Raw genomic sequence first — 23,958 nt, forward strand, 5'->3', positions numbered from 1 at the left:
GCCTTTATGGGCGATGACCTGGGAATTACTTTGACGCGGTCTGGGTGTCCATGTTCACGACCTGGACGCGGCGGTTGATCGGGTCGGCGCCGTTGGCGGTGTCTTTCAGCTTGGTCTTGCCGTAGCCGACGGTGACGAGATCGGTGCCGGTGAGTCCGTAGTTCTGCACCAAATACTTCTTGATGGTGTCAGCCCGCCGCTCGGAGAGCCCCTGATTGTACCCCTCGGTGCCGACCGCATCGGTGTGGCCGGCGACCACGAAGGTCGAGCCCTTCAGCGAGGGATCGGACAGCGCCTTGCCGAGCGCCTGCACCGACGGCACCGATGTCTTGGCAATGTCGGCCGAGTTGTAGTCGAACTGGATCTCCAGATCGATCTTCGGCTTGGTCGCGGCGAGCTCGGCAATCTGCTCGCGCTCGCCCGTCGAAAGCGACCGGGTCGAGCGGTTGCGCACCGTGTTCAGGAACGTCGATTCCTTGGCCTGCGCCGCCGGATCGACCTGCGGACCTGCGGACAGCCCGCGGGTCGCCGCCTTCGGCTTCAATGCATCCAGGATCTGGTTGGTCGAGACATTGCCGTCGCCGGCCATAGCCAAGCCGGCTGTCATCGACAGAATTGCCGAGAGGGTCATCGCCTTCAGTGCAAAAGACTTATTGAAACTAGTCATTGTCGTATCCTCGTTGTGACGCCTGATGGCTATTTGATGCTGCAAGCATAGGGCAGGTTCAAAACCCCTGCTGTGATCTTGGTCACGGTGGAAACGGGCCCTCCGAGGCCACGGCAGCGAATTTCAAGCGGTTTCGGGTTCATGGAGGGCCGACCCGCGGTCCACTCCGAGGACCGACGCTGACGCGTGAAGAGAGTGGTCGCACGCTGCCCCGCGAGCGTTCGAGCCGTCGCAGTCCTGTCGTGATCCACATCACTGAGGACCGCCGCGCCCGGTGCCACTCGGGGCCCCGGTTCACTCAGGGAAACCTGTGCTGACCGATTGTCGCAAAGCCGTCGCGTGATGGCCTGTCTGCGGACAATTTTTCGGCCAGATGGACGCCTAGGGCGGAGCCTCCGACAAGCGCAACGAAGGGAGCCGAGTTCCATCCAGTGCCGAGGCCAAGTGATTATCAGTTCTATCGCAGTGGCCCGCCAGATCGGACCGTGTCCCTGAATTCCATGCCCATCTATATCGGGGCCGCGATGATCGCGGTGGCGATCCTGCTGTCGACGCTGATCACGGGGCTGACCTCCCGCTATGTCGGGCTTCAAGCGCCGACCGACGAGAACATGTGGCTGGTCGATCGCCTCACCGGCAACGTCTATCGCTGCCAGGCGGAGGAGCGCGGCAAGGCCTCGTGCGAACCCGATGTCGCCACAGGCAGCGTTGGCGACCGGTCCAAAGCCCCGAAAGCCGGGCGCTGAGCGCTCCGCCTTCGCACCGCAGCAAGAAAATTGTCTTCTCCCCGAAACGTCTTCGCCGGAGAATACGTATTGCGAAGGCCGGCATGACGCCGGTTTCGTTTTACGGAGGAGACTTTTCGATGAAGATCTTGCTCACAGCCGCCGCTTTTGTCGCGTTCACCGTTTCTCTTTCACCGGCATCCGCCGCCATGATGGCGTGCACCGGCGATAACATGATGAAATCGACAGCTATGATGATGGGCACGGCCGATACCCCGGCCAAGGTCGCGGCCAACAAGGAAATGGCCATGGCCAACACCGATATGAGCAATGGCAAGATGAAGGGCGGCTGCATGCATTGCATGAAGGCGCAGAAGGCCATGATGATGAAATAGGGCCTCGGCCACGCCAAGCGGCCGCGCTGTCAGCAGATGGCAGCGCGGCTTTTCTTTTGCTGAGTCCGGTCCGCTTCTTTCTCCCAGCGCGAATTCCGCTACATTCCCTCCTGCAATGTCCCGCGCGCCCAAACCGATTCCACTCACCACGAAACAGGCCCGGCAAATCTGGCTTCATGCCCAGCGCCTGAACGAGCGCGCGCCGTTTGGTGACGGCCCGCAAGCCGTCGCCGACGCGGTCGCCCATCTCGGCTATGTGCAGATCGACACCATCAACGTGATCGAGCGCTGCCACCACCACATCCTGTTCAGCCGCATCCCGTCCTACCGCCGCGCCGACCTGCGCCACGCCCAGAGCGTCGACAAGAGCGTCTTTGAATATTGGACGCATGCGCTGTCCTACGTGCCGGCCGGCGACTTCCGCTTCTTCCTGCCGGCGATGCGCGAGCACCGCCGCGAGGGGCACAAATGGTTCGCCTCGGTGAAGCCTGCCGACATGCGCAAGGTGATGCGGCTGGTGCGCGCCGGCCCGCTGACGATCCGCGACATCGAGGACGACGTGCTCACCGAGAAGGAGCATCTGTGGCAAAGCCGAAAACCCTCGAAGCGGGCGTTGCAGCTCGCTTTCTATACGGGTGCCGTGACCGTCAGCGAGCGCCAGGGCATGCTCAAGACCTATGAGCTGATGACGCGCCATTTCGGCTGGGACAAGCTGCCAAAGCCGGCGTCGGCAAAGGACATTACGGCCTATCTGCTCGATCGCGCGCTGCGATCGCAAGGTGTGGTGAGCCTCGATTCAGTCTGCCATCTCGACGCGCCGCGCAAGGCGGCGGTGGCTGTCCTGATCGGCTCGCGCGTCCGCCGTGGCGAGCTCGTGCCTGTCGCCATCGACGGTGCCGGCAAGCAGGCGCACTGGGCACTGCCGGCTGCGCTCGAGCCGGGCGAGCGCGCGCCACCTGATCTCGTTCACATCCTGTCGCCGTTCGATCCGCTGATCATCCAGCGCAAGCGCACCAATCTCATCTTCGGCTACAACCATTTGTTCGAGGCCTATGTGCCGAAGGCCAAACGCAAGCTCGGCTATTTCGCGCTCCCCGTGCTGGTCGGCGAAGAGATCGTCGCCGCGCTCGATCTGAAGACCGACCGGCAGGCGAAGAAGCTGCTGATGCAGAAATGGACCTGGGTCGGTGAGGGAAAGAAGGCCGCGGGGCGCAAGGAGCTCAAGCAAAAGATCGAGGAGGAGCTCGATCGGTTTGAGAAGTTTCAATTGGCGGAGTGAAATGCGCCCTCGTCGGTCTGTAGGGTGGATTAGCGAAGCGTAATCCACCTCTTTCACTTCCGCGGAGACAAACAGTGGTGGGTTACGCTGCGCTAACCCACCGTACGCACCCTGGCGAGCCGATCAATCCAAACGCCGAACGCAATCCCAACCGCATACGCCAGCAAATTCCATGGCGAGAAGATGCGCCCGAGCAGCAGCGCCCCGGCCGTGGTCAGCCGGAACGCGTCGAGCCAGGGCATGTGCACCAGCCGGGAGAATTCGACCACGACCGCTATCGCGATTGCGATGGCTGCGATCTGCGCCCGTGGCAGCCGCGGCAGCAAAACGCCGACCAGCAAAAACACCATCGTCGCCCATAGCAGCGAGCCGCCGTACTTCACCACGAAGGCCGGCAGGCCGATCGGAAAGCCGTACCAGCGCAGCGAGAGTCCGCAGGCAATAACCGCCAGCGCCAGACCGGCGCGGATCAGCGATGTCCGAAGCGGTGCAATGGGTTTGACCGGTTGTGCCTCGTGCATTGCTTGCTCCATTGACTCTTTCGCGGCGATGCTCAAAACCCCGGATCAGCCCATAAAAGCAACAACCCGGGGGAAGCCATGAGCCAGACCACGACCTATGCCGGTTCGACCGGCGCAGCCAAGTCGGAAATCGAGACCTCGACGATCCGCGCCATTTCCTGGCGACTGATCCCGTTCCTGGTGCTGGCCTACTTCTTCTCCTATCTCGATCGCGTCAATCTCGGCTTCGCCGCGTTGACCATGAATGCCGAGCTGAAATTCACGCCGCTGATCTTCTCCTGGGGCGCCGGCATCTTCTTCATCGGCTATTTCATCTTCGAGGTGCCGAGCAATCTGGCGCTCGAGAAGTTCGGCGCCAGCCGCTGGATCGCCCGCATCATGGTGACCTGGGGCATCATCTCGGCGCTGATGGCGCTCACGAGCGGCGTCACGAGCTTCTACGTGCTGCGCTTCCTGCTCGGCGTCGCCGAGGCCGGCTTCTTCCCCGGCATCATCCTCTATCTCACCTATTGGTATCCGGCCGAATACCGCGCCCGCTTCCTCGCGGCCTTCGCCATCGCCGTGCCGGTCTCCACCTTGATCGGCGCGCCGGTCTCGGGCCTGCTGCTCGGCCTCGACGGCGCGATGGGCCTGAAGGGCTGGCAGTGGCTGTTCATCATCGAGGGCATTCCCTCTGTGCTGCTCGGCATCGTCACCTGGTTCTATCTCACCGACAGGCCGGAGAAGGCGGATTGGCTCACGGCCGAGCAGAAGGCCTGGCTCAAGACCAAGCTCGATGCCGAGATCGCGGCCAAGCAGGCGGTGAAGCATTTGTCGCTCAGTGAGGCGCTGACTTCACCGAATGTGATCATGCTCGCCCTGGTCTATTTCGGCTTCGTTGGCGCGCTGTATGGCATGCAGTTCTGGCTGCCGCAGATCGTCAAGGCGTTCGGCCTCACCAACGCTCAGACCGGCTTCGTCACCGCCATCCCGTATCTGTTCGGCACCATCGCGATGATCCTGTGGGCACGGCATTCCGATGCCACGCGCGAGCGCGTGATGCATGTCGGCGCGCCGTTGCTGCTCACCGCCGTCGCCCTCGGCGTCTCCTCCTATCTCACCGACCCCACCCTGACGATGATGGTGCTGACGGTGGCCGCGATCGGCGTGTTCTGCTGCTTCGGGGTGTTCTGGACCTTGCCCACCGCCTGGCTCTCCGGCACGGCGGCGGCCGGTGCCATCGCCTTGATCAACTCGATCGGGAATCTCGCCGGCTTCGGTGGGCCCTATCTGATCGGCTGGGTCAAGGAAGCCACCGGCCAGACCTCGACCGGACTGCTCGTGCTCGCGGTGCTGCCGCTGATCGCCGGCATCCTGGTCTTCATCGGCGGTCACGAAAGCAAGCACGAGTTCGCGGAGCAGGGGCGGCGATAGCCTCGAAATGTCGCCTCCGCGAAAGCCAGGGCCTATTTCCACGCGGCCCTCTGGGGGACCTGCGGCGCGACGCTTTCTTCGAACAGTCCAGGCTTCCGCCAGGGGCAGCCCGCGGAGGTTACCACCTCTTAACGATCACAGATTCCTGATGACTGACGATTATTGACTTTTATCAGTGATTAGTCGACATTCCTCTCATTGCAGCCGAGGGAGTGTCCTCCGATGTTCGTCCGATCCGTTTTGTCCAGCTATTCGAGGCTCTTGGCCGGTGTTTCGCTGGCGCTGATGGCTGCCGCCCTCGCTGGGTGCAATGACACCGTCGCTGAAAAGGCCGAGCCGCCGCGGCCGGTTCTTGTCGCCACCGCCCATTATGATGCCGAAAAGCCCGAGCGCAGCTTCGTTGGCACCATTAGGCCGCGGATCGAGAGCGATCTGGGCTTTCGGGTCGCCGGCAAGGTCGCCAAGCGTCTGGTCGAAGTCGGCCAGACCGTCGAAATCGGCCAGCCGCTCGCGGTCCTCGATGAGGTCGATCTGAAGCTCCAGGCCGAGCAAGCCGTCGCCGAGCAGACCGCTGCGACCGGCGTGCTGGCCCAGGCCGCCGCCGCCGAGCAGCGCGCCAAGGATTTGAAGGCCAAGGGCTGGACCACCGACGCGCAGCTGGATTCGAGCCGCGCCGCCGCCGACGAGGCACGTGCCCGCCTGAACCGGGCCGAGCGCTCGGTCGAGCTGACCAACAATTCCCTTTCCTACGCGACGCTCAACGCCGACGCCCGTGGCGTCGTCACCGCAACGCTGATCGAGCCCGGCCAGGTGGTCGCCGCGGGCCAGGCTTCGATCCGTGTCGCCCGCTTTGCCGAGAAGGAAGCGGTCGTCGCGATCCCTGAGACGCTGGTCGGACGTGCCAAATCGGGCGCCGCCAGCGTCACTCTTTGGTCGGAGCCGGGCAAGAAATATACGGCCAAGCTGCGCGAGATCGCGCCCACCGCGGATCCTGCGACGCGCACCTATCTGGCAAAGTTCTCGCTGCCCGAGGCCGACGACAAGGTCTCGCTCGGCATGACTGCGACGCTGACGCTGTCGGACGCTGCGACCGAGCGCGTTGCGCGGCTGCCGCTGTCGGCACTGTTCAACGAAGGCGGCAAACCGTCCTTCTACGTCGTCGACGACAACGGCGGGGTCACGCTGAAGCCGGTGACGGTGAAGTCCTACGAGAGCAACGACGTCGTCATCACCGGCGGTGTCGACGAGGGCGCCGAGATCGTTGCTCTGGGTGTGCAGAAGCTCGATCCGGGCCAGCGGGTGCGGATCGTGTCGTCACTGTCCTTTTAAGTCTCGTTTACGAGTTGCGTCGTGTGAGGTGAGTTTCGGCCCGAGCGCAAATGCTTTGGCTGAAGCGGCGAAGCGATCCAGAACCTGCCCAGCCCCCTGGATTGCTTCGCTGCCTCGCGACGACGGTTTGAACAGAGTGGCTGTCGTTTTTTGCAACCGGATCATCTTTGGAGAGTGCGATGAAGCGCTTCAATCTTTCGGCCTGGGCCGTCAGCCATCCGACGCTGATCCTGTTCCTGATGCTCATTCTCGGCGTCGCCGGGTTCTTCTCCTATCAGAAGCTCGGCCGCGCCGAGGATCCGTTCTTCACGGTGAAGGTGGTCAACGTCTCCGTGCTGTGGCCGGGCGCGACCGCGCAGGAGATGCAGGCGCAGGTCGCCGATCCCATCGAGAAGAAAATCCAGGAGCTGCCTTACTTCGAGAAGGTGCAGACCTATTCCAAGCCCGGCTTCACTGCGCTCCAGGTGACCTTCCGCGACTCCACGCCGCCGAAGGACGTTCCGTATCTCTTCTATCTGCTGCGCAAGAAGCTGGCCGACGTGCAGGGCCAGTTGCCCGCAGGGATTCTCGGACCCGTGGTCAACGACGAGTTCTCCGACGTCGATTCCATCCTCTACATGATGACCGGCGACGGCGCCGACTACGCCCAGCTCAAGAAGGTCTCGGAGGGTTTCCGTCAGCGCCTCCTGAAGGTGCCGGGCGTGACCAAGGTCGACGTCTACGGCAACCAGGATGAGCGCATCTTCGTCGAATTCAGCCATGCCAAGCTCGCCACCCTCGGCATCACGCCGCAGGCGCTGTTCGATTCGCTCGCCAAGCAGAACAACGTGACGCCGGCCGGCACGGTCGAGACCTCGTCGCAGCGCGTGCCGCTGCGCGTCACCGGTGCGCTCGACGGCGCCAAGGCCGTCGCGGAGACTCCGGTCGAGAGCAACGGCCGCGTGTTCCGCCTCGGCGACATCGCCACCGTCACCCATGGTTACGTCGACCCGCCGAGCTTCATCGTGCGCCAGGAAGGCAAGGCCGCGATCGGCATCGGCGTCGTCACCGCCAAGGGCGCCAACATCCTCGATCTCGGCAAGGAGGTCGAGAAGGCGACGGCTGAATTCATGAAGGCGGTGCCGCAGGGCGTCGACGTCAAGCTGATCGCCGACCAGCCCAAGGTGGTCGAGCACGCCGTCAGCGAATTCGTGCACTCCTTCATGGAAGCCCTCGTCATCGTGCTGTTCGTGTCGTTCCTGGCGCTCGGCTGGCGCACCGGCATCGTGGTCGCGCTGTCGGTGCCGCTGGTGCTCGGCATCGTCTTCGTCGTCATGAACACCATGTCGCTCGACCTGCACCGCATCACCCTGGGTGCGCTGATCATCGCGCTCGGCTTGTTGGTGGATGATGCCATCATCGCGGTCGAGATGATGGTGGTGAAGATGGAGCAGGGCTGGGATCGCATGCGTGCGGCGTCCTTTGCCTGGGAATCCACTGCGTTTCCGATGCTCACGGGAACGCTGGTCACGGCCGCTGGCTTCCTCCCCATCGGCTTTGCCAATTCCGCGGTCGGCGAATATGCCGGCAGCATCTTCTGGATCGTGGCGATCGCGCTGGTCGCGTCCTGGTTCGTGGCGGTGATCTTCACGCCCTATATCGGCGTCATGCTGCTGCCCAACATCAAGGTGCACCACAATCACGATCCGCACGCGGTCTACGAGACCCGCATGTATCGCGGCCTGCGCGCCATCGTGCAGTGGTGCGTCAACCACCGCATCACGGTGGTGGCCGCGACCGTCGGCGTCTTCATCGCCTCGATCGTCGGCTTCGGCCACGTCCAGCAGCAGTTCTTCCCGCTGTCCGAGCGCCCCGAGCTGTTCCTCCAGCTTCGCCTGCCCGAGGGCACCGCCTTCAACGTCACGGAAAAGGCGGTGAAGAAGGCCGAGACCATGCTCAAGGACGACAAGGATATCGAGACCTACACGGCCTATGTCGGGCAGGGCTCGCCGCGCTTCTGGCTCGGCCTCAATCCGCAGCTTCCGAACGAGGCCTTTGCCGAAATCGTCATCGTCGCAAAGGGCGTCGAGGCGCGCGAGCGCATCAAGGCCAAGCTTGAAAACGCCGTTGCCGACGGCGCGCTCAACGAAGCCCGCGTGCGCGTCGACCGCTTCAATTTCGGTCCCCCCGTTGGTTTTCCCGTGCAGTTTCGCGTCATCGGCCCCGATGCCAACAAGGTGCGCGAGATCGCCTACCAGGTCCGCGACGTCATGCGGCAGAACAAGAGCGTCAAGGATGTCCAGCTCGACTGGAACGAGCAGTCGCCTTACCTCAAGCTCGTCGTCGACCAGGATCGCGCCCGCGCGATGGGCCTGACCCCGCAGGACGTGTCGCAGGCGCTTTCGATGCTGATCTCGGGCTCACAGGTGACGACCGTGCGCGACGGCATCGAGAAGGTCGGCGTGGTCGCGCGCGCCGTCTCGTCCGAACGGCTCGACCTCGGCGCTGTCGGCGATCTCACCATCACCTCGCGTAACGGCGTGGCCGTGCCGCTGCAGCAGATCGCCAAGATCGAGTATGCCCACGAGGAGCCGATCATGTGGCGGCGTAACCGCGACATGGCGATCACCGTGCGCTCCGACGTCGTCGACGGCGTGCAGGCGCCCGACGTCACCGGCCAGATCGCGCCGAAGCTGAAGGCAATCAAGGACAACCTCGAGCCGGCCTACCGCATCGAGGCGGGCGGCGCGTTCGAGGAATCCGCCAAGGGCAACGCCTCGATCTTCATTCTCTTCCCGCTGATGGTCATGGTGATGCTGACGCTGCTGATGTTCCAGCTGCAGAGCTTCTCGCGCCTGATCCTGGTGTTCCTGACCGCACCGCTCGGCATTGTCGGCGCCTCCTTCGGGCTCAACCTCGCCAACGCCCCGTTCGGTTTCGTGGCGCTGCTCGGCCTGATCGCGCTTGCCGGCATGATCATGCGCAACGCGGTCATCCTCGTGGATCAGATCGAGACCGACGTTTCGCATGGCCTGACCCGCCGTGAGGCGATCGTGGAGGCGACTGTCCGCCGGGCCCGTCCGGTGGTGCTGACGGCGCTTGCCGCCATCCTCGCCATGATCCCGCTGTCGCGCTCGGCGTTCTGGGGGCCGATGGCGATCACCATCATGGGCGGATTGTTCGTTGCGACCTTCCTCACGCTGCTGTACCTGCCGGGCCTCTACGCCCTCTGGTTCCGCAAGAGCCTGGACGAGGCGGGCACCCCCGAGCAACCTGCCGCGCCGCAGCATGGGAGCGATGACCAGAACGCAATTCCGCTTGCTGAGGCGGCTGAATAAGTGAAGATGAACTGCTGATTGACGAGTCCTGACAGATGACACTGGTTTCGGAACATATCGAAGGCGACACCCGGGATCGTATTCTCGAGGTGGCCGAGCGGCTGTTCCGCCAGATCGGCTATCTCAAGACCACGGTCGGGGACATCGCCAAGGAGCTCAAGATGAGCCCCGCCAACGTCTATCGCTTCTTCGAATCGAAGAAGGCGATTCATCAGGCGGTGGCCCGCTCACTGATGGGCGAGGTCGAGCTGGAAGCGCAGCGGATCGTGGCGAGGCCCGGTCCGGTAACGCCGCGCTTCCGCGAGCTGCTCACCACCATCAATCGCATGAACACCGAACGCTATGTCGGCGACAATAAGCTGCACGAGATGGTCGAGATCGCGATGCAGGAGGACTGGGACGTCTGCGTCAACCACATGGAGTGTATTGCCGGGGTCATCGGCCAGATGATCGCGCAAGGCGTGGCGTCCGGCGAGTTCGAGGCGCCGGACCTGCAACTGGCCGCGCTCTGCGCCTGCACCGCGATGATGCGTTTTTTCCACCCCCAGATGATCGCCCAGTGCGCCACGAAGCCGGGCCCGACGATCGACCAGATGATCGATTTCGTCATCGCGGGATTGTCCCCGCGCCACTGACGCGGCGACGGATTTCCTCCTATAAGCAGGCCCACCGCCCCGGAATGACGGCTGGTGGCTGGCAAGGACGGATTGACACACTCCGTCATTGCGAGCGTAGCGAAGCAATCCAGACTGTCTCTGCGGAAGGATTCTGGATTGCTTCGCTGCGTTCGCAATGACGAGAAGGAAACAGCGCGTGACCGACAAAGACCTGCACTTCTACGAGCCCGCCAAGGGCCACGGCCTCAAGCACGATCCCTTCAACGCCATCGTCGCGCCGCGGCCGATCGGCTGGATTTCGTCGCGCGACACCAAGGGCCACGTCAATCTCGCGCCCTACAGCTTCTTCAACGCGTTCTGCTATGTCCCTCCGATCATCGGCTTCTCCTCCACCAATTGGAAGGACACGGTCGCGAACATCCAGCAGACCGGGGAGTTCGTCTGGAATCTGGCCACCATGGACCTGGCCAGGCACATGAACGCGACTGCGGCGCACGTCGGCCCTGAGGTCGACGAGTTCGAGGTTGCCGGCCTCACTGCCGTGCCCGGCAGACTCGTCAACGTGCCGCGCGTCGGCGAGAGTCCCGTCGCCTTCGAGTGCAAGGTGTCCGACATCGTCCGGCTCAAGGGCGCCAACGGCAAGGAAGCCAATGCCTGGCTGACGCTCGGCGAGGTCGTTGCCGTCCACATCGACAAGGCCATGATCAAGGACGGCGTCTACCAGACCGCCGCCGCCCGCCCGATCGTCCGGGCCGGCCGCAGCGGGGATTATTTCGAGATCAAGCCGGAAAACATGTTCGAGATGGTGCGGCCGGATTAGGCGCCTCTCTCTCCATCCCGTCATTCCGGAGCGCGCCGTTAGGCGCGAACCTGGAATCCATTCATCGACCAGCGCTGCCGCACCATGGATTCCGGGCTCGCGCTTCGCGCGCCCGGGAATGACATCCCTCCCGGAACTGCCACCACGCCTCGGCCGTTATGGCCCTTGGGCGGCTGCCCGGCCGCGTCAATTCGCGTCTTTTCGCAGGTGAAGTGTTCACCTCCGCCGGCCACTTTCCGCTAAAATGCCCGATCACCGCGCCGATGCATGAGGTCCGCCATGAGCTTCCGCCGCGACACCCTGACCAAGCCGATCTTCTCCTGGGCGCGCGGCGTGCTGCCGGCGATGTCGGACACCGAGCGCGAGGCGCTGGAGGCCGGCGACGTCTGGTGGGACGCCGATCTCTTCACCGGCAACCCTGATTGGTCGAAGCTGCTGAAGATTCCGCAGGCAACGCTGACCGAAGAGGAGCAGGCCTTCCTCAACGGCCCGGTCGACGAGCTCTGCGCCATGCTCGACGAGTGGAAGATCTTTTGGGAATGGCGCGACCTGCCGCCCGACGTGTGGCACTTCATCAAGCGCGAAAAATTCTTCGGCATGATCATTCCGAAGGAGTTCGGCGGCCTCGGCTTCTCGCCTTATGCGCATTCGGAAGTGGTGCGCAAGATCTCGACCCGCTCGATTGCCGCCGCGGTGACGGTGATGGTGCCGAACTCGCTCGGCCCCGGCGAACTCCTGATGCACTTCGGCACCAAGGAGCAGCAGCAGCGCTGGCTGCCGCGTCTTGCCGACGGCCGCGACATTCCCTGCTTCGGCCTCACCAGCCCGGAGGCCGGCTCCGACGCCGCCTCGATGGTCGACACCGGCATCATCTGCAAGGGCACCTTCGAGGGCCAGGAGGTGCTGGGCCTGAAGCTCAACTGGCACAAGCGCTACATCACGCTCGGTCCCGTCGCGACGCTGCTTGGCCTCGCCTTCAAGGCCTATGACCCCGATCATCTCGTCGGCGATCAGGAAGAGCTCGGCATCAGCGTGGCGCTGATCCCGACCAACCTTCCCGGCGTGGAAATCGGCAAACGCCATTTGCCGTCGATGCAGGTCTTCCAGAACGGCCCGAATTGGGGCCGCGACGTCTTCATTCCGCTCGACTACGTGATCGGCGGCCAGGCGCGGCTGGGGCAGGGCTGGAAGATGCTGATGACGGCGCTCGCCGCCGGCCGCGGCATCTCGTTGCCGTCCCTCTCCGCTGCCGGCGCCGCCTATGCCGCGCGCACCACCGGCGCCTATGCCCGCATCCGCGAGCAGTTCGGCATTTCCATCTCCAAGTTCGAGGGCGTCGAGGAGCCGCTCGCGCGCATCGTCGCGACCGCCTATCAGCTCGACGCGGCACGACGGCTGACCTGCGCCGCGCTGAATGCCGGCATCCATCCCGCCGTCATCTCGGGCATCATGAAGCTGCACGCAACCGAGCGGATGCGCACCGCGGTCGACGACGCCATGGACATCCATGGCGGCAAGGCCGTGATCGACGGTCCGCAAAACTATCTCGGCAATCTCCACCGTGCCGTCCCCGTCGGCATCACCGTCGAGGGCGCCAATATCCTCACCCGTAATCTCATCGTGTTCGGACAGGGCGCCATCCGCGCCCATCCCTATTTGCTCGACGAGATGAATGCGCTTGCCGATGCCGATCGCGAGCGCGGGCTCACCGCCTTCGACAAGGTGTTCTGGAAGCATGTCGGCCACAGCTTCGAGACACTCTTGCGCGCGTTCGGCCGGAGCTGGAGCTTTGGTGTCTTCGCGCTTGCACCCGATGCGGGTGACGCCAGGCCCTTCTATCGTCAGCTCTCGCGCTACTCCGCGGCGTTTGCCCTCTGCGCCGATATGGCGCTGCTGACGCTCGGCGGAGCGCTCAAGCGCAAGGAGATGCTGTCGGCGCGCTTCGGGGACATCCTGTCCGAGCTGTATCTGCTCTCGGCCGCGCTCAAACGCTGGCAGGACGAGGGCCGGCAGAAGGAAGATTTTGCCGCGCTCGAATGGTGCATGGCGACGGGCTTTCGGACCATCGAGAACCGGCTTGCCGAGATTCTCGCCAATCTGCCGAACCGTTTCGTCGCAGGCATCCTCAAGTTCGTGGTCCAGCCCTTCGGCGCTCGCGTGCTGGGTCCCTCCGACCGGGTCGTGCATCAATGCGCGAGCCTCGTGCTGGAGCCGTCGGCAGCGCGCGACCGCCTCACGCCCGACCTCGCTTATGTCGATGACGATGGCGGCTTCGCCCGGCTGGAGCGCGCGTTCAAGCTGGTCGCGGCCACGGACGCCATCGCCAGGCGCATGCGCGCGGCGCATCTGAGCGACTGGAAGGATGCGGTCGCCAAGGGTGTGATCACGCAGGCCGAGGGCGAGCAGCTGGCCGCGGCCCGCGAAGCGGTGACAAAGGTGATAGAGGTCGACGATTTTGCGCCGGAGGCGCTGTCCCCGATTTACAAGAAAACCGGCGACGTGCATCAGTTCTTCCAAGAACTCGGTGAACAGAGGGCGGCGAGCTGATGGCACGACCGGTTTTCATCGTCGACGGCAGCCGCACGCCGTTTCTGAAGGCGCGCTCGGGGCCGGGGCCGTTCACGCCGGTCGATCTCGCCGTGCAATGCGGCCGGCCGCTGCTGGCGCGCCAGCCGTTTTCGCCTGATAGCTTCGACCAGGTCATCCTCGGCTGCGTCAACGTGATCGCGGACGAAATGAACCCGGCCCGCGTCGCCGCGCTCCGGCTCGGCATCGGCGAGGACATGGTCGCCTTCACCGTGCAGATCAATTGCGGCTCCGGCATGCAGTCGATCGACACCGCCTATCGCTACATCCGCGAGGGCCATGCCGACATGATCCTCGCCGGCGGCACCGAGGCCTTGAGCCACGCGCCGCTGGTGTGGCCGAATTCCGGCGTGCGCTGGTTTGCCGGGCTCGCCACCGCCAAGGGCGTCGCCGCGAAGCTTGCCGCGGCCTTCAAGCTGCGGCCGCGCTATCTCAAGCCGATCATCGGCCTGGAGCGCGGACTGACCGATCCCATTACCGACCTGAACATGGGCCAGACCGCCGAAGTCGTCGGCCATCTCTTCGACATCACCCGCGCGCAGTCCGATGCCTATGCCGCCGAGAGCCATCGCCGGCTCGCGCATGCGCAGGCCGAAGGTTTTCTCAAGGGCGAAGTCGAGACCGCGTTCTCGCGCGATGGAAAATTCTTCGAGCATGACGATGGCGTGCGTCCGGACTCGACGGCCGAGACGCTGGCAAAACTCCGACCGGTGTTCGAGCGTCCATGGGGCCAGGTCACCGCCGGCAATTCCTCGCAGATCACCGACGGCGCGTCCTGGGTGATCCTGGCTTCCGACGAAGCGGTCGCCAGGCACAAGCTGACGCCGAAGGCCGTCATCGTCGACAGCAACTGGGCCGCACTTGATCCTGCTATCATGGGCCTCGGTCCCGTGATGGCGGCGACGCCGCTACTGAAGCGCAACGATCTCACCATCCAGGACGTCCAGACCTGGGAGCTCAACGAGGCCTTCGCCACCCAAGTGCTCGGCTGTCTCGCCGCCTGGAATGACGACAAATTCTGTCGCGAGATTTTGGGGCTGGACGGCGCCGCCGGCGAGATCGACCGCGAAAAACTCAATGTCGATGGCGGCGCTATCTCGCTTGGGCATCCCGTCGGCACCTCCGGCAATCGCATCGTGCTGCATCTCGTCAACACGATGAAGCGGCTCGGCACGCGGCGCGGCGTTGCCACCGAATGCATTGGCGGCGGGCTCGGCGGCGCCATGCTCATCGAGGCGGTGTGACGATGGATTCCAAGATCATGACCGCGCTCGGCGACCGCCTGCTGGAGTTCGGGCCCAAGCCCGCTGCCGATAGTCCCTACAAGCACTTCAAGCTGACGCGCGACGCCGACGGCGTCGCCTGGCTGCTGTTCGACCGCGCTGACGCCAGCGCCAACACGCTGTCCTCGGACGTGATGGAGGAGTTCGACGCCGTGCTGGCGACGATCGAGACCGAGCGTCCGGCCGGCCTCGTGATCCGCTCCGCAAAGCCGTCCGGCTTCATCGCGGGCGCCGACGTCAACGAATTCCGTGGCGCCGGTGATGCCGGGATGGTGGAGACGCGGATCCGCGCCGCCCATGCGGTGGTCGACCATCTGGAAGCGCTGAAGCTGCCGACCGTCGCGGTGATCCACGGCTTCTGCCTCGGCGGTGGGCTCGAAGTTGCGCTCGCCTGCCAATCGCGCATCGCCATCGACGGCGCGCGCTTTGGTTTCCCTGAGGTGATGCTGGGCTTGCATCCCGGTCTCGGCGGCACCGCTCGCTTCACCGCGCTGATCAATCCGACCCAGTCGATGGCCCTGATGCTGACCGGCCGCACCATCGATGCCCGCCGTGCCAAATCGCTCGGCCTCGTCGACACCGTGACGCAGGAGCGCCACGTTCGCAACGCCGTCAAGGATGCACTGTTCGGCCGCCTCAAGCGGGCGCGGCCGGGTTTTCTGACGCGTGCGGCGAATTTCGGCCCGGTGCGCGGGCTGCTGGCCCGGCGCATGCGCTCGGAGGCGGCGAAGGCCGCGTCTCGCGAGCATTATCCTGCGCCCTATGCCTTGATCGATCTCTGGGAGACCCATGGCGGCAGCAAGGCCGCGATGCTCAGGGCAGAGCAGGCTTCGTTCGCCAAGCTGATGGTGACGCCCACCGCGCAGAACTTGATCCGCGTGTTCTTCCTGCGCGAGCAGATGAAGAAGGCAGCAGGCTCCGGCAACACGGTCAGGCATCTCCACGTCATCGGCGCCGGCGCGATGGGCGGCGACATCGCGGCCTGGTGCGCGGGGCAGGGGCTGCGCGTCTCGCTCGCCGACATGAAGGCGGAGCCGATTGCGGGCGCGGTCAAGCGCGCCGCCGAGCTCTATGGCAAAATCATCCGCAAACCGACCGAGGTGCGCGACGCGCTCGATCGCCTGATCCCCGACATGGACGGGGAGGGCGTCCGCAACGCCGATCTCATCATCGAGGCTGTCCCGGAGAAGCTCGAACTCAAGCAGAAGGTCTATGCCGGCCTCGAGCCGCGAATGAAGCAGGGCGCGATTCTCGCGACCAACACCTCGAGCATTCCGCTCCAGGATTTGCGCACCATGCTGGCGCGGCCGGAGCGGCTGGTGGGCCTTCACTTCTTCAATCCGGTGTCGCGGTTGCAACTGGTCGAAGTCGTCAGCCATGACGGTAACGATACGCAGGTGCTGAAGGAGGCACTCGCTTTCGTCGGCGCGATCGATCGGCTGCCGTTGTCGGTGAAGAGCTCGCCGGGGTTCCTCGTCAACCGCGCGCTGACGCCCTACATGCTGGAAGCGATGGTGATGCTGGACGAGAAGATCGACCAGCGCCTGATCGACGCCGCCGCGGAGCAGTTCGGCATGCCGATGGGACCGATCGAACTGGCCGACCAGGTCGGGCTCGACATTTGTCTCGACGTCGGCGACATGCTGCGTAGCAAGTTCGGCGATCTGCTGCCGCCGACGCCGGCCTGGCTGCGGGAGAAGGTCGCCAAGGGCGAACTCGGCCGCAAGACCGGCAAGGGTTTTTACGTCTGGCGCGACGGCAAGGCCGAGAAGGCGCCGTTGCCCGAGACCGGTCCGCGCGTTACCGACCAGATGATCGACCGCCTGGTGCTGCCGATGTCCAATGTCTGCGTTGCGGCGCTTCGCGAGGGTATCGTCGATGACGCCGACATGGTCGACGGCGCCATGATCTTCGGCACCGGTTATGCACCGTTCCGTGGCGGTCCGCTGAATTATGCGCGCACGCGTGGCGTCGATCATGTCGTATCCACCTTGCGCGCGCTGGCCGGGAGATTCGGCGAGCGCTTTGCGCCGGATCCGGGCTGGGATAATTTCAAGTGAGCAATCTTCAAGTGAGCAATCTTCAAGTGAGAGCGGCATGAACGAACAAGCCAATGCCGGGCCGGGCGGCGATCTCTGCATCCGTACGCTGGCGATGCCGGCCGACACCAACGCAAACGGCGACATCTTCGGCGGCTGGTTGCTCAGCCAAATGGACGTCGGCGGCGGGGTGTTTGCGTCAAAGGTCGCGAAGTCGCGCACGGTGACCGTCGCCATCGAGGCGATGAATTTCCGCAAGGCGGTCTATGTCGGCGATCTCGTTTCGGTCCACGCCCACCTCGTTCGCGTCGGGCGCACCTCCATCACCGTGCATCTGGAAGCGTGGGCGCTGCGCCGCGGCGAGCAACAACCGTTCCTCGTCACCGACGGCAACTTCACATACGTATCGATCGACGAGCATGGCCGCCCGCAGCCGGTTCGCCCGACCGACACCGCGATCGCGACGTAATCGCGCGCGGCGTTGCGCCTCATCTTGCGTGCGGCACCGCCAAACGCGGCGCGACTGAGTCACGGCGCCGCGGCTTTGCCAAGAACCAGTCATAAAACGGATGAGGTCCCGGCGTACTCCATCGCGTGTCGATCCGGGGTGGAAACGGCGTCAAAATGCCCAGGAACCTTTGGGCAGAACTGCCGTTATTTGCCCGCACTGAGGAATCCACGGACCATGCCGGACAGCTACATCATCGAAGTCGATTCGCAGACCGCAGGTATCGTCGTTCGTTCCCAGGGAGGCTACTGCTTTTTCGCCTCATCCAACCGCTTCAACCGTCTCGAAGGCCAGCTCTTCCGCAACGCCCGCGAAGCCGAGCGCGCCGCGCGCAAGCTGGTTAACGGTGACGTGAAGGAAGCGGCTTAGTCCTCCCGCTGGTCATTCCGGGCCGGGCGTGGCGCGAGAGGTGGGAATCTTTTGCCGCGAACTCTGCCTTCCCTTCTCCCCCTGTGGGAGAAGGTGGCGCGAAGCGCCGGATGAGGGATCGTCTCCGCGAATTCCAATGCGAGAGATCAATCTGCGGAGAGAAACCCCTCACCCGACTTCGCTTCGCGAAGCCACCCTCTCCCGCAAGGGGAGAGGGGAAGCATCACAACTTCGTCGCCGCCCGCGAGAGCAGCTTCCAGTCGTCGCCCTGCTTCTGCCAGTTCATCAGGATGTGAAGGTTGGTCGGCACTTTTTTCCCATCGGCCGCCATCTCCTGTTCCGCCACCCAGTGGAAACGCACGATCGCGGCGGGGCCGACGACCTTGATGGTCGGGTCCTTGTACTCGATCGACAGGAATTTGGATTTGCCGTCGGTGGCGTTGGCGACGAAGGTCGCCTTGTCCTCGACCTTGCCGCTGGAATGGCTGTAGCTCACCTCATCGGCGCAGAGCGCGCCGAGCGCCTTGGGATCGGCCGCGATCTGGGCGAGACGGAACGCCTCGACCTTCTTCGCCACGGCTTCCTCGTCCGCCGAGGCCGCCAGCACCGGTGTTGTGAGCGCTGAAACTGCAAGAGTGGAGACGGCAAGAGCTGGGACTGCAAGAGTCGAGAGAGCCAGATCGCGTCGGTTGATCGTCATCGTTTCCTCCTTTTTGATCTTGCATGGAGTGTTGCAGCCGCGCTCGACTTTGTCGAGTGTCGCGTGGTGGTCATGCACGTGCGTCATTGCGCGATTGGCGGTGTATTGATACGGCTTTCGTATTGATGCGTCGTATATTCGGGAAGGTACGGACATGATCGAGGCTATCGGCAGGGCGTTGCTGTTCGACATCGACGGTACGCTCGCCAACACCGATCCGCTGCACCTGAAGGCCTTCAACCAGGTGCTCGGCCCGCGCGGCCATGTCTTCGATCACGCGCGCTTCTCCAGAGAGCTGCAAGGCTTCGCGAATGTATCGATCGGCGAGCGCTTTCTGCCCGACGAGGCGCCGGAACGGCGTGCCTTGATCCTCGATGAGAAGGAGGAGGTCTTCCGCGAACTCGTCGCCGGACAGATCGAGCCGCTGCCTGGCCTGATGGCGCTGCTCGACAAGGCGGATGCGGCCGGTATTCCCATGGTTGCCGTGACCAACGCCCCGCGGCTCAATGCGGAGCTGCTGCTGTCCGGCCTCGGTATCACGCACCGTTTCAAGGCGCTCGTGATCGGCGCCGAGCTGTTGCACGGAAAGCCGCATCCGCTGCCTTATCAGGAAGGGTTGCGCTTTGCCGGCGCCAGCGCGATGGCCTCGATCGCGTTCGAGGACTCTCGCACCGGCGTGCAATCGGCCGCAGCGGCCGGCATTCCGACCATCGGCATCCGGACCAGCCTCAGCCATGCTGATCTCGTCGCCGCCGGGGCTATCGCCTCCGCCAGCGCCTTCGACGACCCGGACCTGCTCGCGCGCCTCGCCGCTGCGATGGCGTGGTGAAGACCTCGTCCGTTAACCGTGATCGGCGCGCGCATTGACCGAACGCGCGAACCGCCGCACCATGCAGCTTCCTGACTTGAGGCCATCGCCGTGACCGGACTGACCCATCGCCAAGCCGAAATCCTCAACATCGCGCGCGCCTCGGGCCGCGTCATGGTCGAGGAGCTGGCGCGCCGGTTCGAGGTCTCGGCGCAGACCATCCGCAAGGATCTCAACGATCTCTGCGAGCGCCGCTCGCTGACCCGCATCCATGGCGGCGCCATCATCGCCTCCGGCGTCGAAAACCTCGCCTACGAGGCGCGGCGCTTCGTCGCCGCCGACGAGAAGAAGGCGATTGGAGCTGCGGCCGCCTCGCTGATCCCGAACGGCTGCTCGCTCTTCATCAACATCGGCACAACGACCGAGGAGGTTGCGAGCGCGCTGACCTCGCACGAGGACCTCCTCGTCATCACCAACAATCTCAACGTCGCGATGCTGCTCTACCGCCATCCCCGCATCGAGGTGGTGGTTGCCGGCGGCACGGTGCGGCGCGCCGACGGCGCGGTGGTCGGCTCGACCGCGACGCAGCTGATCGGCCAGTTCAAGGTCGACTACGCCATCATCGGGGCGTCCGCGATCGACGAGGAGGGCGCGCTGCTCGACTTCGACTATCGCGAGGTGCAGGTGGCGCAGGCCATCATCGCCAATGCCCGCAGCGTCATGCTGGTCGCCGATTCAACCAAACTCCGCCGCAGCGCGCCGGTGCGCATCGCCCATATCAGCCAGATCCAGACCTTCGTCACCGACCAGGAATTGCCTGAGCGCCTCGCCACCATCTGCCACGGCAAGGGCATCGAGGTGATGGCGGCGATGCCGAAGGGGGCGGATGTCGATGAGGCTCAGGCCGATGTGCAGGATGCAGCACCTGAATCGGCGCCGGTGGTGCGGCTGAGGTAGGACTATGGGTTGTCCCACGGGTTCAGCAGCGGCACGCCGAATACCGCGAAATCCTTCACTTTGCGTGTGACGAGCATGAGGTTGTTCGCGAGCGCGGTCGCGGCAAAGAAGCCGTCCATGACAGACAATGCGACGCCGCTTCTGCAGCTCTGAGCCATGAGGTCACCCCAGCGTTCCGCCACCGCGTGGTCGATCGGCAGGGTGCGCCCGGCAAAACGCTCCGGCAGATCGTGGGCAAGCCAGGCGGCCAATGCTGCGCGCCGACGGCCGTCCTCCAGCAATGCGATGCCGCGGCGAAGCTCGGCGATCGATGCCACGCTGATGAACGCACGATCCTCGTCGATCGTATCAAGCCATGACAAGACTTTCGGCGAAGGGGCCGGCCTCTGGACCTCCGACAACACGTTGGTGTCGAGCAGTAGATTCACGGCGTCTCGTCGTGCGGCGCGTCGTGCACGCGTTCAAGCTCGAGGTCGGCGCTGCGCAGCGGCGAAGCCAGCAGGAATTCGGCCAAGGTTCCTTTGCGCGCCGTCTTGCGCGCCCATTCCTCGGTGGAAACGATCACCGCATTGGGCTTGCCGTGTCGGGTGATGATTTGCGGGCCGGCTTGGGCACGGTCGATCACCTCGGAGAGCCGGGCCTTGGCGTTGGCAAGCGTCCACGAGTCAGTCGCCGGTGAGTCTGGTGCAGTGCTGTGTTCTGTCATGCAGATAAAGACCAATATGACTATCGTAACTAATAATGGTCGTCGACGACTATTCAAGAGCAATAATGCTGCGCGAATCCCGTCCCGAACTGCCCATTTCCACACCCATATGCCCACTCGAAAGTTCCGCTTTCACTTCCTTTCTCCCCTCTTTCATCTTGCTTTCGTTTTCTGGTGTGATCTAATCAAAAGCGAAAGTAACCGCTCGATTGAACGGGCGGTCGCCGGGGGATGCGTCTGTTGGAGCGGATTTTCGACCTCGCCATTATTGGAGGCGGTGTTAACGGCTGCGGCATCGCGCGCGACGCGGTGGGCCGCGGCAACACGGTTTTCCTGTGCGAAATGAACGATCTGGCTAGCGGGACCTCGTCCTGGTCGACCAAGCTGGTGCATGGCGGCCTTCGCTATCTCGAATATTACGAGTTCCGGCTGGTCCGCGAGGCGCTGATCGAGCGCGAGATTCTCTGGGGGATCGCGCCTCACATCATTCGCCCCCTGCGTTTCGTTTTGCCGCACCATGCGGGCCTGCGGCCGGCCTGGCTGCTGCGCCTCGGCCTCTTCCTCTATGACCACATCGGCGGCCGTCATCTGCTGCCGGCGACGCGCTCGGTCGACCTTGGGCGCGACGAGGTCGGCCGCCCGCTGATCCCGAACCGCTACCGCCGCGCGTTCGAATATTCCGACTGCTTCGTCGACGACGCCCGTCTCGTCGTACTCAACGCGCGCGATGCCGCCGACAAGGGCGCCGAGATCCGTACCCGGACCCGCGCAACCGATATTAAACAGACCGACGGCATCTGGACCGTCAGCATGATCGACACGCTGACCGGCGCGCGCTCGTCGATCCGGGCCCGTGCGCTGGTCAATGCCGGCGGGCCCTGGGTCGAGGATGTGCTCGGCCGCGGCGCCGGCGTCAACGCCAGAGCCAAGGTGCGCCTGGTGCAGGGCTCGCACATCGTCGTAAAGAAACTCTACGACCACGACCGTGCCTACATGTTCCAGAATGCCGACGGCCGCATCATCTTCGTCATTCCCTATCAGGACGATTTTACGTTGATCGGCACCACCGACCGCGACTATGACGGCGATCCCGCCAAGGTGAAGGCGACGGCCGAGGAGATCCAGTATCTCTGCACGGCGGCAAGCGAATATCTGGCCAAGCCTGTCACGCCCGATGACGTGGTCTGGACCTATTCCGGCGTGCGTCCGCTCTATGATGACGGCGCCAGCGAAGCCAAGGCCGCGACGCGCGACTATGTGTTCGAGCTCGACACGCCCGGCGGCGTGCCGCTGCTGTCGATCTATGGCGGCAAGATCACGACCTACCGCCGTCTCGCCGAGGAGGCGCTGGAGCGGCTCGCGCCCTATCTTCGCAGTGCGAAAGCGCGCGAAGGCTGGACCGGCAAATGGCCGCTGCCCGGCGGCGACATGGGTGTGTCCGATGTCGACGGCCTGATCGCCGAGCTTCAGCGCGGCTATCCTTTCCTCAGCCACGAGCATGCGCGGCGCCTCGCACGCGCCTATGGCACGAGGGCGATCAAGCTGCTTGGCGATGCGAAATCGGCGGCCGATCTCGGCCAGGCCTTCGGTGCGACGCTGAGCGAGCGCGAAGTCCGCTATCTCATGGCCAACGAATGGGCCGTCACCGCCGACGACGTCGTCTGGCGCCGTTCCAAGCTCGGCCTGCGACTAAGTGCCGACGAGATCGCGGCGCTTGATGACTGGATCAGGACCCACGCCGTGCAGCAAAGTCCCCTGCTGGAAGCGGGAGGACGCTCATGACAGTGGCACTCGATCACGTAACCCGGACTGTCGACGGTATCGAGCACATTCGCGACGTCTCGCTGACGCTCGAGAGCGGCACGCTCAACGTGCTGCTCGGGCCGACGCTGTCGGGCAAGACCTCGATCATGCGGCTGCTCGCTGGCCTGGACAAGCCGACATCGGGCAAGCTGCTGATCAACGGCAAGGACGTCACCGGCGTCGACGTGCGCCAGCGCTCGGTCGCCATGGTCTATCAGCAGTTCATCAACTACCCCTCGCTGTCGGTCTACGAGAACATCGCTTCGCCCTTGCGCGTGCAGGGCAAGCCGCGCGCCGAGATCGAGGCGCGGGTCGCGGAAGCCGCCCGGCTGCTCAGGCTCGAGCCGTTCCTGAAGCGCACGCCGCTCCAGCTTTCCGGCGGCCAGCAGCAGCGAACTGCGATGGCGCGCGCGCTGGTGAAGGGCGCCGACCTCGTGCTGCTCGACGAGCCGCTCGCCAATCTCGACTACAAGCTCCGCGAGGAGTTGCGCACCGAGCTGCCGCGCATCTTCGAAGCGTCCGGCGCGATCTTCGTTTATGCCACCACGGAGCCGACCGAGGCGCTGCTGCTCGGCGGCAACACGGTGTGCATGTGGGAGGGGAAAGCGCTCCAGATCGGCGAGACGCCAAACGTCTACCGGCGGCCGCAGACCTTGCGCGTCGCGCAGGTGTTCTCCGATCCGCCGCTCAATCTCGTCGGCATCGAGAAAAAGAACGGCTCGGTGCAATATGCGGGCGGCATTGCCGCGCCGGCGTCCGGTCTCTATTCCTCGCTCGCGGACGGCGCCTATCGCGTCGGATTTCGTGCCCATCAGCTCGCGCTTGCCAATGGCGAGACCGACCGCCACGCCTTCCATGCCACGGTAACGGTGACCGAGATCACCGGTTCGGAGAGTTTCGTGCATCTGACCCGCGACGGATCGAACTGGGTGGCGGTGTTGCACGGCGTGCACGAGTTCGAGCCCGGGCAGACCATCGATGCCGTGCTTGATCCCAACGACGTTTTCGTGTTCGACGCTGGCGACCGCCTGGTCGCGGCGCCCGGTCCCATAGCGTTTTCAAGCGAAGTGCCGAGCGGTTCGCGTGAAGAAAACGCGTCAAAGAAACAAGCTTGAG

22 protein-coding genes are annotated in these 23,958 nt (G+C 64.3%); 17 read left to right on the forward strand and 5 right to left on the reverse strand.

What is annotated here, in order from left to right:
- Positions 1–25 precede the first annotated feature (25 nt).
- Entirely contained in the window at positions 26–667 is a 642-nt protein-coding gene (locus ABIB91_RS29220) for an OmpA family protein (protein WP_354169632.1), read from the reverse strand.
- 500 nt (positions 668–1,167) lie between these two features.
- Between ABIB91_RS29220 and ABIB91_RS29225 the strand changes: the two genes are divergently transcribed.
- The 3 genes from ABIB91_RS29225 to ABIB91_RS29235 all read left to right on the forward strand — a co-directional run bounded on the left by ABIB91_RS29225 (position 1,168) and on the right by ABIB91_RS29235 (position 3,066).
- Positions 1,168–1,413, forward strand: a complete 246-nt coding sequence (locus ABIB91_RS29225; protein WP_018455000.1) for a hypothetical protein — start codon at positions 1,168–1,170, stop codon at positions 1,411–1,413.
- A gap of 119 nt (positions 1,414–1,532) precedes the next feature.
- Entirely contained in the window at positions 1,533–1,787 is a 255-nt protein-coding gene (locus tag ABIB91_RS29230; protein ID WP_354169634.1) for a hypothetical protein, read from the forward strand.
- Between the two features lie 115 nt (positions 1,788–1,902).
- On the forward strand, positions 1,903–3,066 hold the full coding sequence (locus ABIB91_RS29235; RefSeq protein ID WP_354169636.1) for a winged helix-turn-helix domain-containing protein: 1,164 nt from the start codon (positions 1,903–1,905) through the stop codon (positions 3,064–3,066).
- Positions 3,067–3,158: 92 nt separating this feature from the next.
- Here ABIB91_RS29235 and ABIB91_RS29240 read toward each other — a convergent pair whose 3' ends face one another.
- Positions 3,159–3,587 (reverse strand): ribosomal maturation YjgA family protein, encoded by a 429-nt coding sequence (locus ABIB91_RS29240; protein ID WP_007595193.1) that lies wholly within the window; start codon positions 3,585–3,587, stop codon positions 3,159–3,161.
- A gap of 78 nt (positions 3,588–3,665) precedes the next feature.
- On the opposite strand from ABIB91_RS29240, the gene ABIB91_RS29245 reads away from it, so the two are divergent.
- The 10 genes from ABIB91_RS29245 to ABIB91_RS29290 all read left to right on the forward strand — a co-directional run bounded on the left by ABIB91_RS29245 (position 3,666) and on the right by ABIB91_RS29290 (position 17,868).
- Complete coding sequence (locus ABIB91_RS29245; protein ID WP_354169638.1) at positions 3,666–5,000, forward strand: MFS transporter; 1,335 nt, start codon at positions 3,666–3,668, stop codon at positions 4,998–5,000.
- Positions 5,001–5,222: 222 nt separating this feature from the next.
- On the forward strand, positions 5,223–6,329 hold the full coding sequence (locus tag ABIB91_RS29250) for an efflux RND transporter periplasmic adaptor subunit (RefSeq protein WP_354169640.1): 1,107 nt from the start codon (positions 5,223–5,225) through the stop codon (positions 6,327–6,329).
- Positions 6,330–6,508: 179 nt separating this feature from the next.
- Positions 6,509–9,646 (forward strand): efflux RND transporter permease subunit, encoded by a 3,138-nt coding sequence (locus ABIB91_RS29255; RefSeq protein WP_354169642.1) that lies wholly within the window; start codon positions 6,509–6,511, stop codon positions 9,644–9,646.
- A gap of 35 nt (positions 9,647–9,681) precedes the next feature.
- Positions 9,682–10,281: a TetR/AcrR family transcriptional regulator gene (locus ABIB91_RS29260; RefSeq protein WP_007595185.1), complete on the forward strand. Its 600-nt coding sequence runs from the start codon at positions 9,682–9,684 to the stop codon at positions 10,279–10,281.
- Positions 10,282–10,459: 178 nt separating this feature from the next.
- Positions 10,460–11,083, forward strand: coding sequence for a flavin reductase family protein (locus tag ABIB91_RS29265; RefSeq protein ID WP_354127407.1), 624 nt, complete (start codon positions 10,460–10,462; stop codon positions 11,081–11,083).
- A 279-nt stretch (positions 11,084–11,362) separates the two neighbouring features.
- Positions 11,363–13,630 carry an acyl-CoA dehydrogenase gene (locus tag ABIB91_RS29270; RefSeq protein ID WP_354169645.1) on the forward strand — a complete coding sequence of 756 codons (2,268 nt, stop codon included), beginning with the start codon at positions 11,363–11,365 and terminating at the stop codon, positions 13,628–13,630.
- A complete protein-coding gene (locus tag ABIB91_RS29275; protein ID WP_354169647.1) occupies positions 13,630–14,913 on the forward strand; it encodes an acetyl-CoA C-acetyltransferase in 1,284 nt (427 codons plus the stop codon). Before ABIB91_RS29270 ends, ABIB91_RS29275 begins: the two co-directional genes overlap by 1 nt.
- A gap of 2 nt (positions 14,914–14,915) precedes the next feature.
- A complete protein-coding gene (locus tag ABIB91_RS29280) occupies positions 14,916–17,012 on the forward strand; it encodes a 3-hydroxyacyl-CoA dehydrogenase NAD-binding domain-containing protein (RefSeq protein WP_354169649.1) in 2,097 nt (698 codons plus the stop codon).
- Between the two features lie 37 nt (positions 17,013–17,049).
- A complete protein-coding gene (locus tag ABIB91_RS29285) occupies positions 17,050–17,460 on the forward strand; it encodes an acyl-CoA thioesterase (protein ID WP_247372636.1) in 411 nt (136 codons plus the stop codon).
- Positions 17,461–17,676: 216 nt separating this feature from the next.
- Positions 17,677–17,868 carry a hypothetical protein gene (locus tag ABIB91_RS29290; RefSeq protein WP_007595173.1) on the forward strand — a complete coding sequence of 64 codons (192 nt, stop codon included), beginning with the start codon at positions 17,677–17,679 and terminating at the stop codon, positions 17,866–17,868.
- A 223-nt stretch (positions 17,869–18,091) separates the two neighbouring features.
- On the opposite strand, the gene ABIB91_RS29295 is transcribed toward ABIB91_RS29290, so the two are convergent.
- Positions 18,092–18,568: a nuclear transport factor 2 family protein gene (locus ABIB91_RS29295; protein ID WP_027516360.1), complete on the reverse strand. Its 477-nt coding sequence runs from the start codon at positions 18,566–18,568 to the stop codon at positions 18,092–18,094.
- A gap of 154 nt (positions 18,569–18,722) precedes the next feature.
- Here ABIB91_RS29295 and ABIB91_RS29300 point away from each other — a divergent pair, with 154 nt between their 5' ends.
- Entirely contained in the window at positions 18,723–19,397 is a 675-nt protein-coding gene (locus ABIB91_RS29300; RefSeq protein ID WP_354169652.1) for an HAD family hydrolase, read from the forward strand.
- A gap of 90 nt (positions 19,398–19,487) precedes the next feature.
- Entirely contained in the window at positions 19,488–20,333 is an 846-nt protein-coding gene (locus ABIB91_RS29305) for a DeoR/GlpR family DNA-binding transcription regulator (RefSeq protein WP_007595163.1), read from the forward strand.
- 2 nt (positions 20,334–20,335) lie between these two features.
- On the opposite strand, the gene ABIB91_RS29310 is transcribed toward ABIB91_RS29305, so the two are convergent.
- Together ABIB91_RS29310 and ABIB91_RS29315 are read right to left on the reverse strand one after the other, a co-directional pair.
- Positions 20,336–20,761: a type II toxin-antitoxin system VapC family toxin gene (locus tag ABIB91_RS29310; protein ID WP_354169654.1), complete on the reverse strand. Its 426-nt coding sequence runs from the start codon at positions 20,759–20,761 to the stop codon at positions 20,336–20,338.
- Positions 20,758–21,039 (reverse strand): type II toxin-antitoxin system Phd/YefM family antitoxin, encoded by a 282-nt coding sequence (locus tag ABIB91_RS29315; RefSeq protein WP_354169750.1) that lies wholly within the window; start codon positions 21,037–21,039, stop codon positions 20,758–20,760. The genes ABIB91_RS29310 and ABIB91_RS29315 overlap by 4 nt, the downstream gene beginning before the upstream one ends.
- Positions 21,040–21,270: 231 nt before the next feature.
- Between ABIB91_RS29315 and glpD the strand changes: the two genes are divergently transcribed.
- The gene (glpD, locus tag ABIB91_RS29320) at positions 21,271–22,821 is read left to right on the forward strand and encodes a glycerol-3-phosphate dehydrogenase (RefSeq protein WP_354169656.1); all 1,551 of its coding nucleotides are present in this window, start codon (positions 21,271–21,273) and stop codon (positions 22,819–22,821) included.
- Positions 22,818–23,957, forward strand: coding sequence for an ABC transporter ATP-binding protein (locus ABIB91_RS29325; RefSeq protein ID WP_354169658.1), 1,140 nt, complete (start codon positions 22,818–22,820; stop codon positions 23,955–23,957). The genes glpD and ABIB91_RS29325 overlap by 4 nt, the downstream gene beginning before the upstream one ends.
- Position 23,958: the final 1 nt, after the last annotated feature.

Origin of the sequence: Bradyrhizobium sp. JR4.3 (genome assembly GCF_040547695.1) — a bacterium.
GTDB classification, from domain to species: Bacteria; Pseudomonadota; Alphaproteobacteria; order Rhizobiales; family Xanthobacteraceae; genus Bradyrhizobium; species Bradyrhizobium canariense.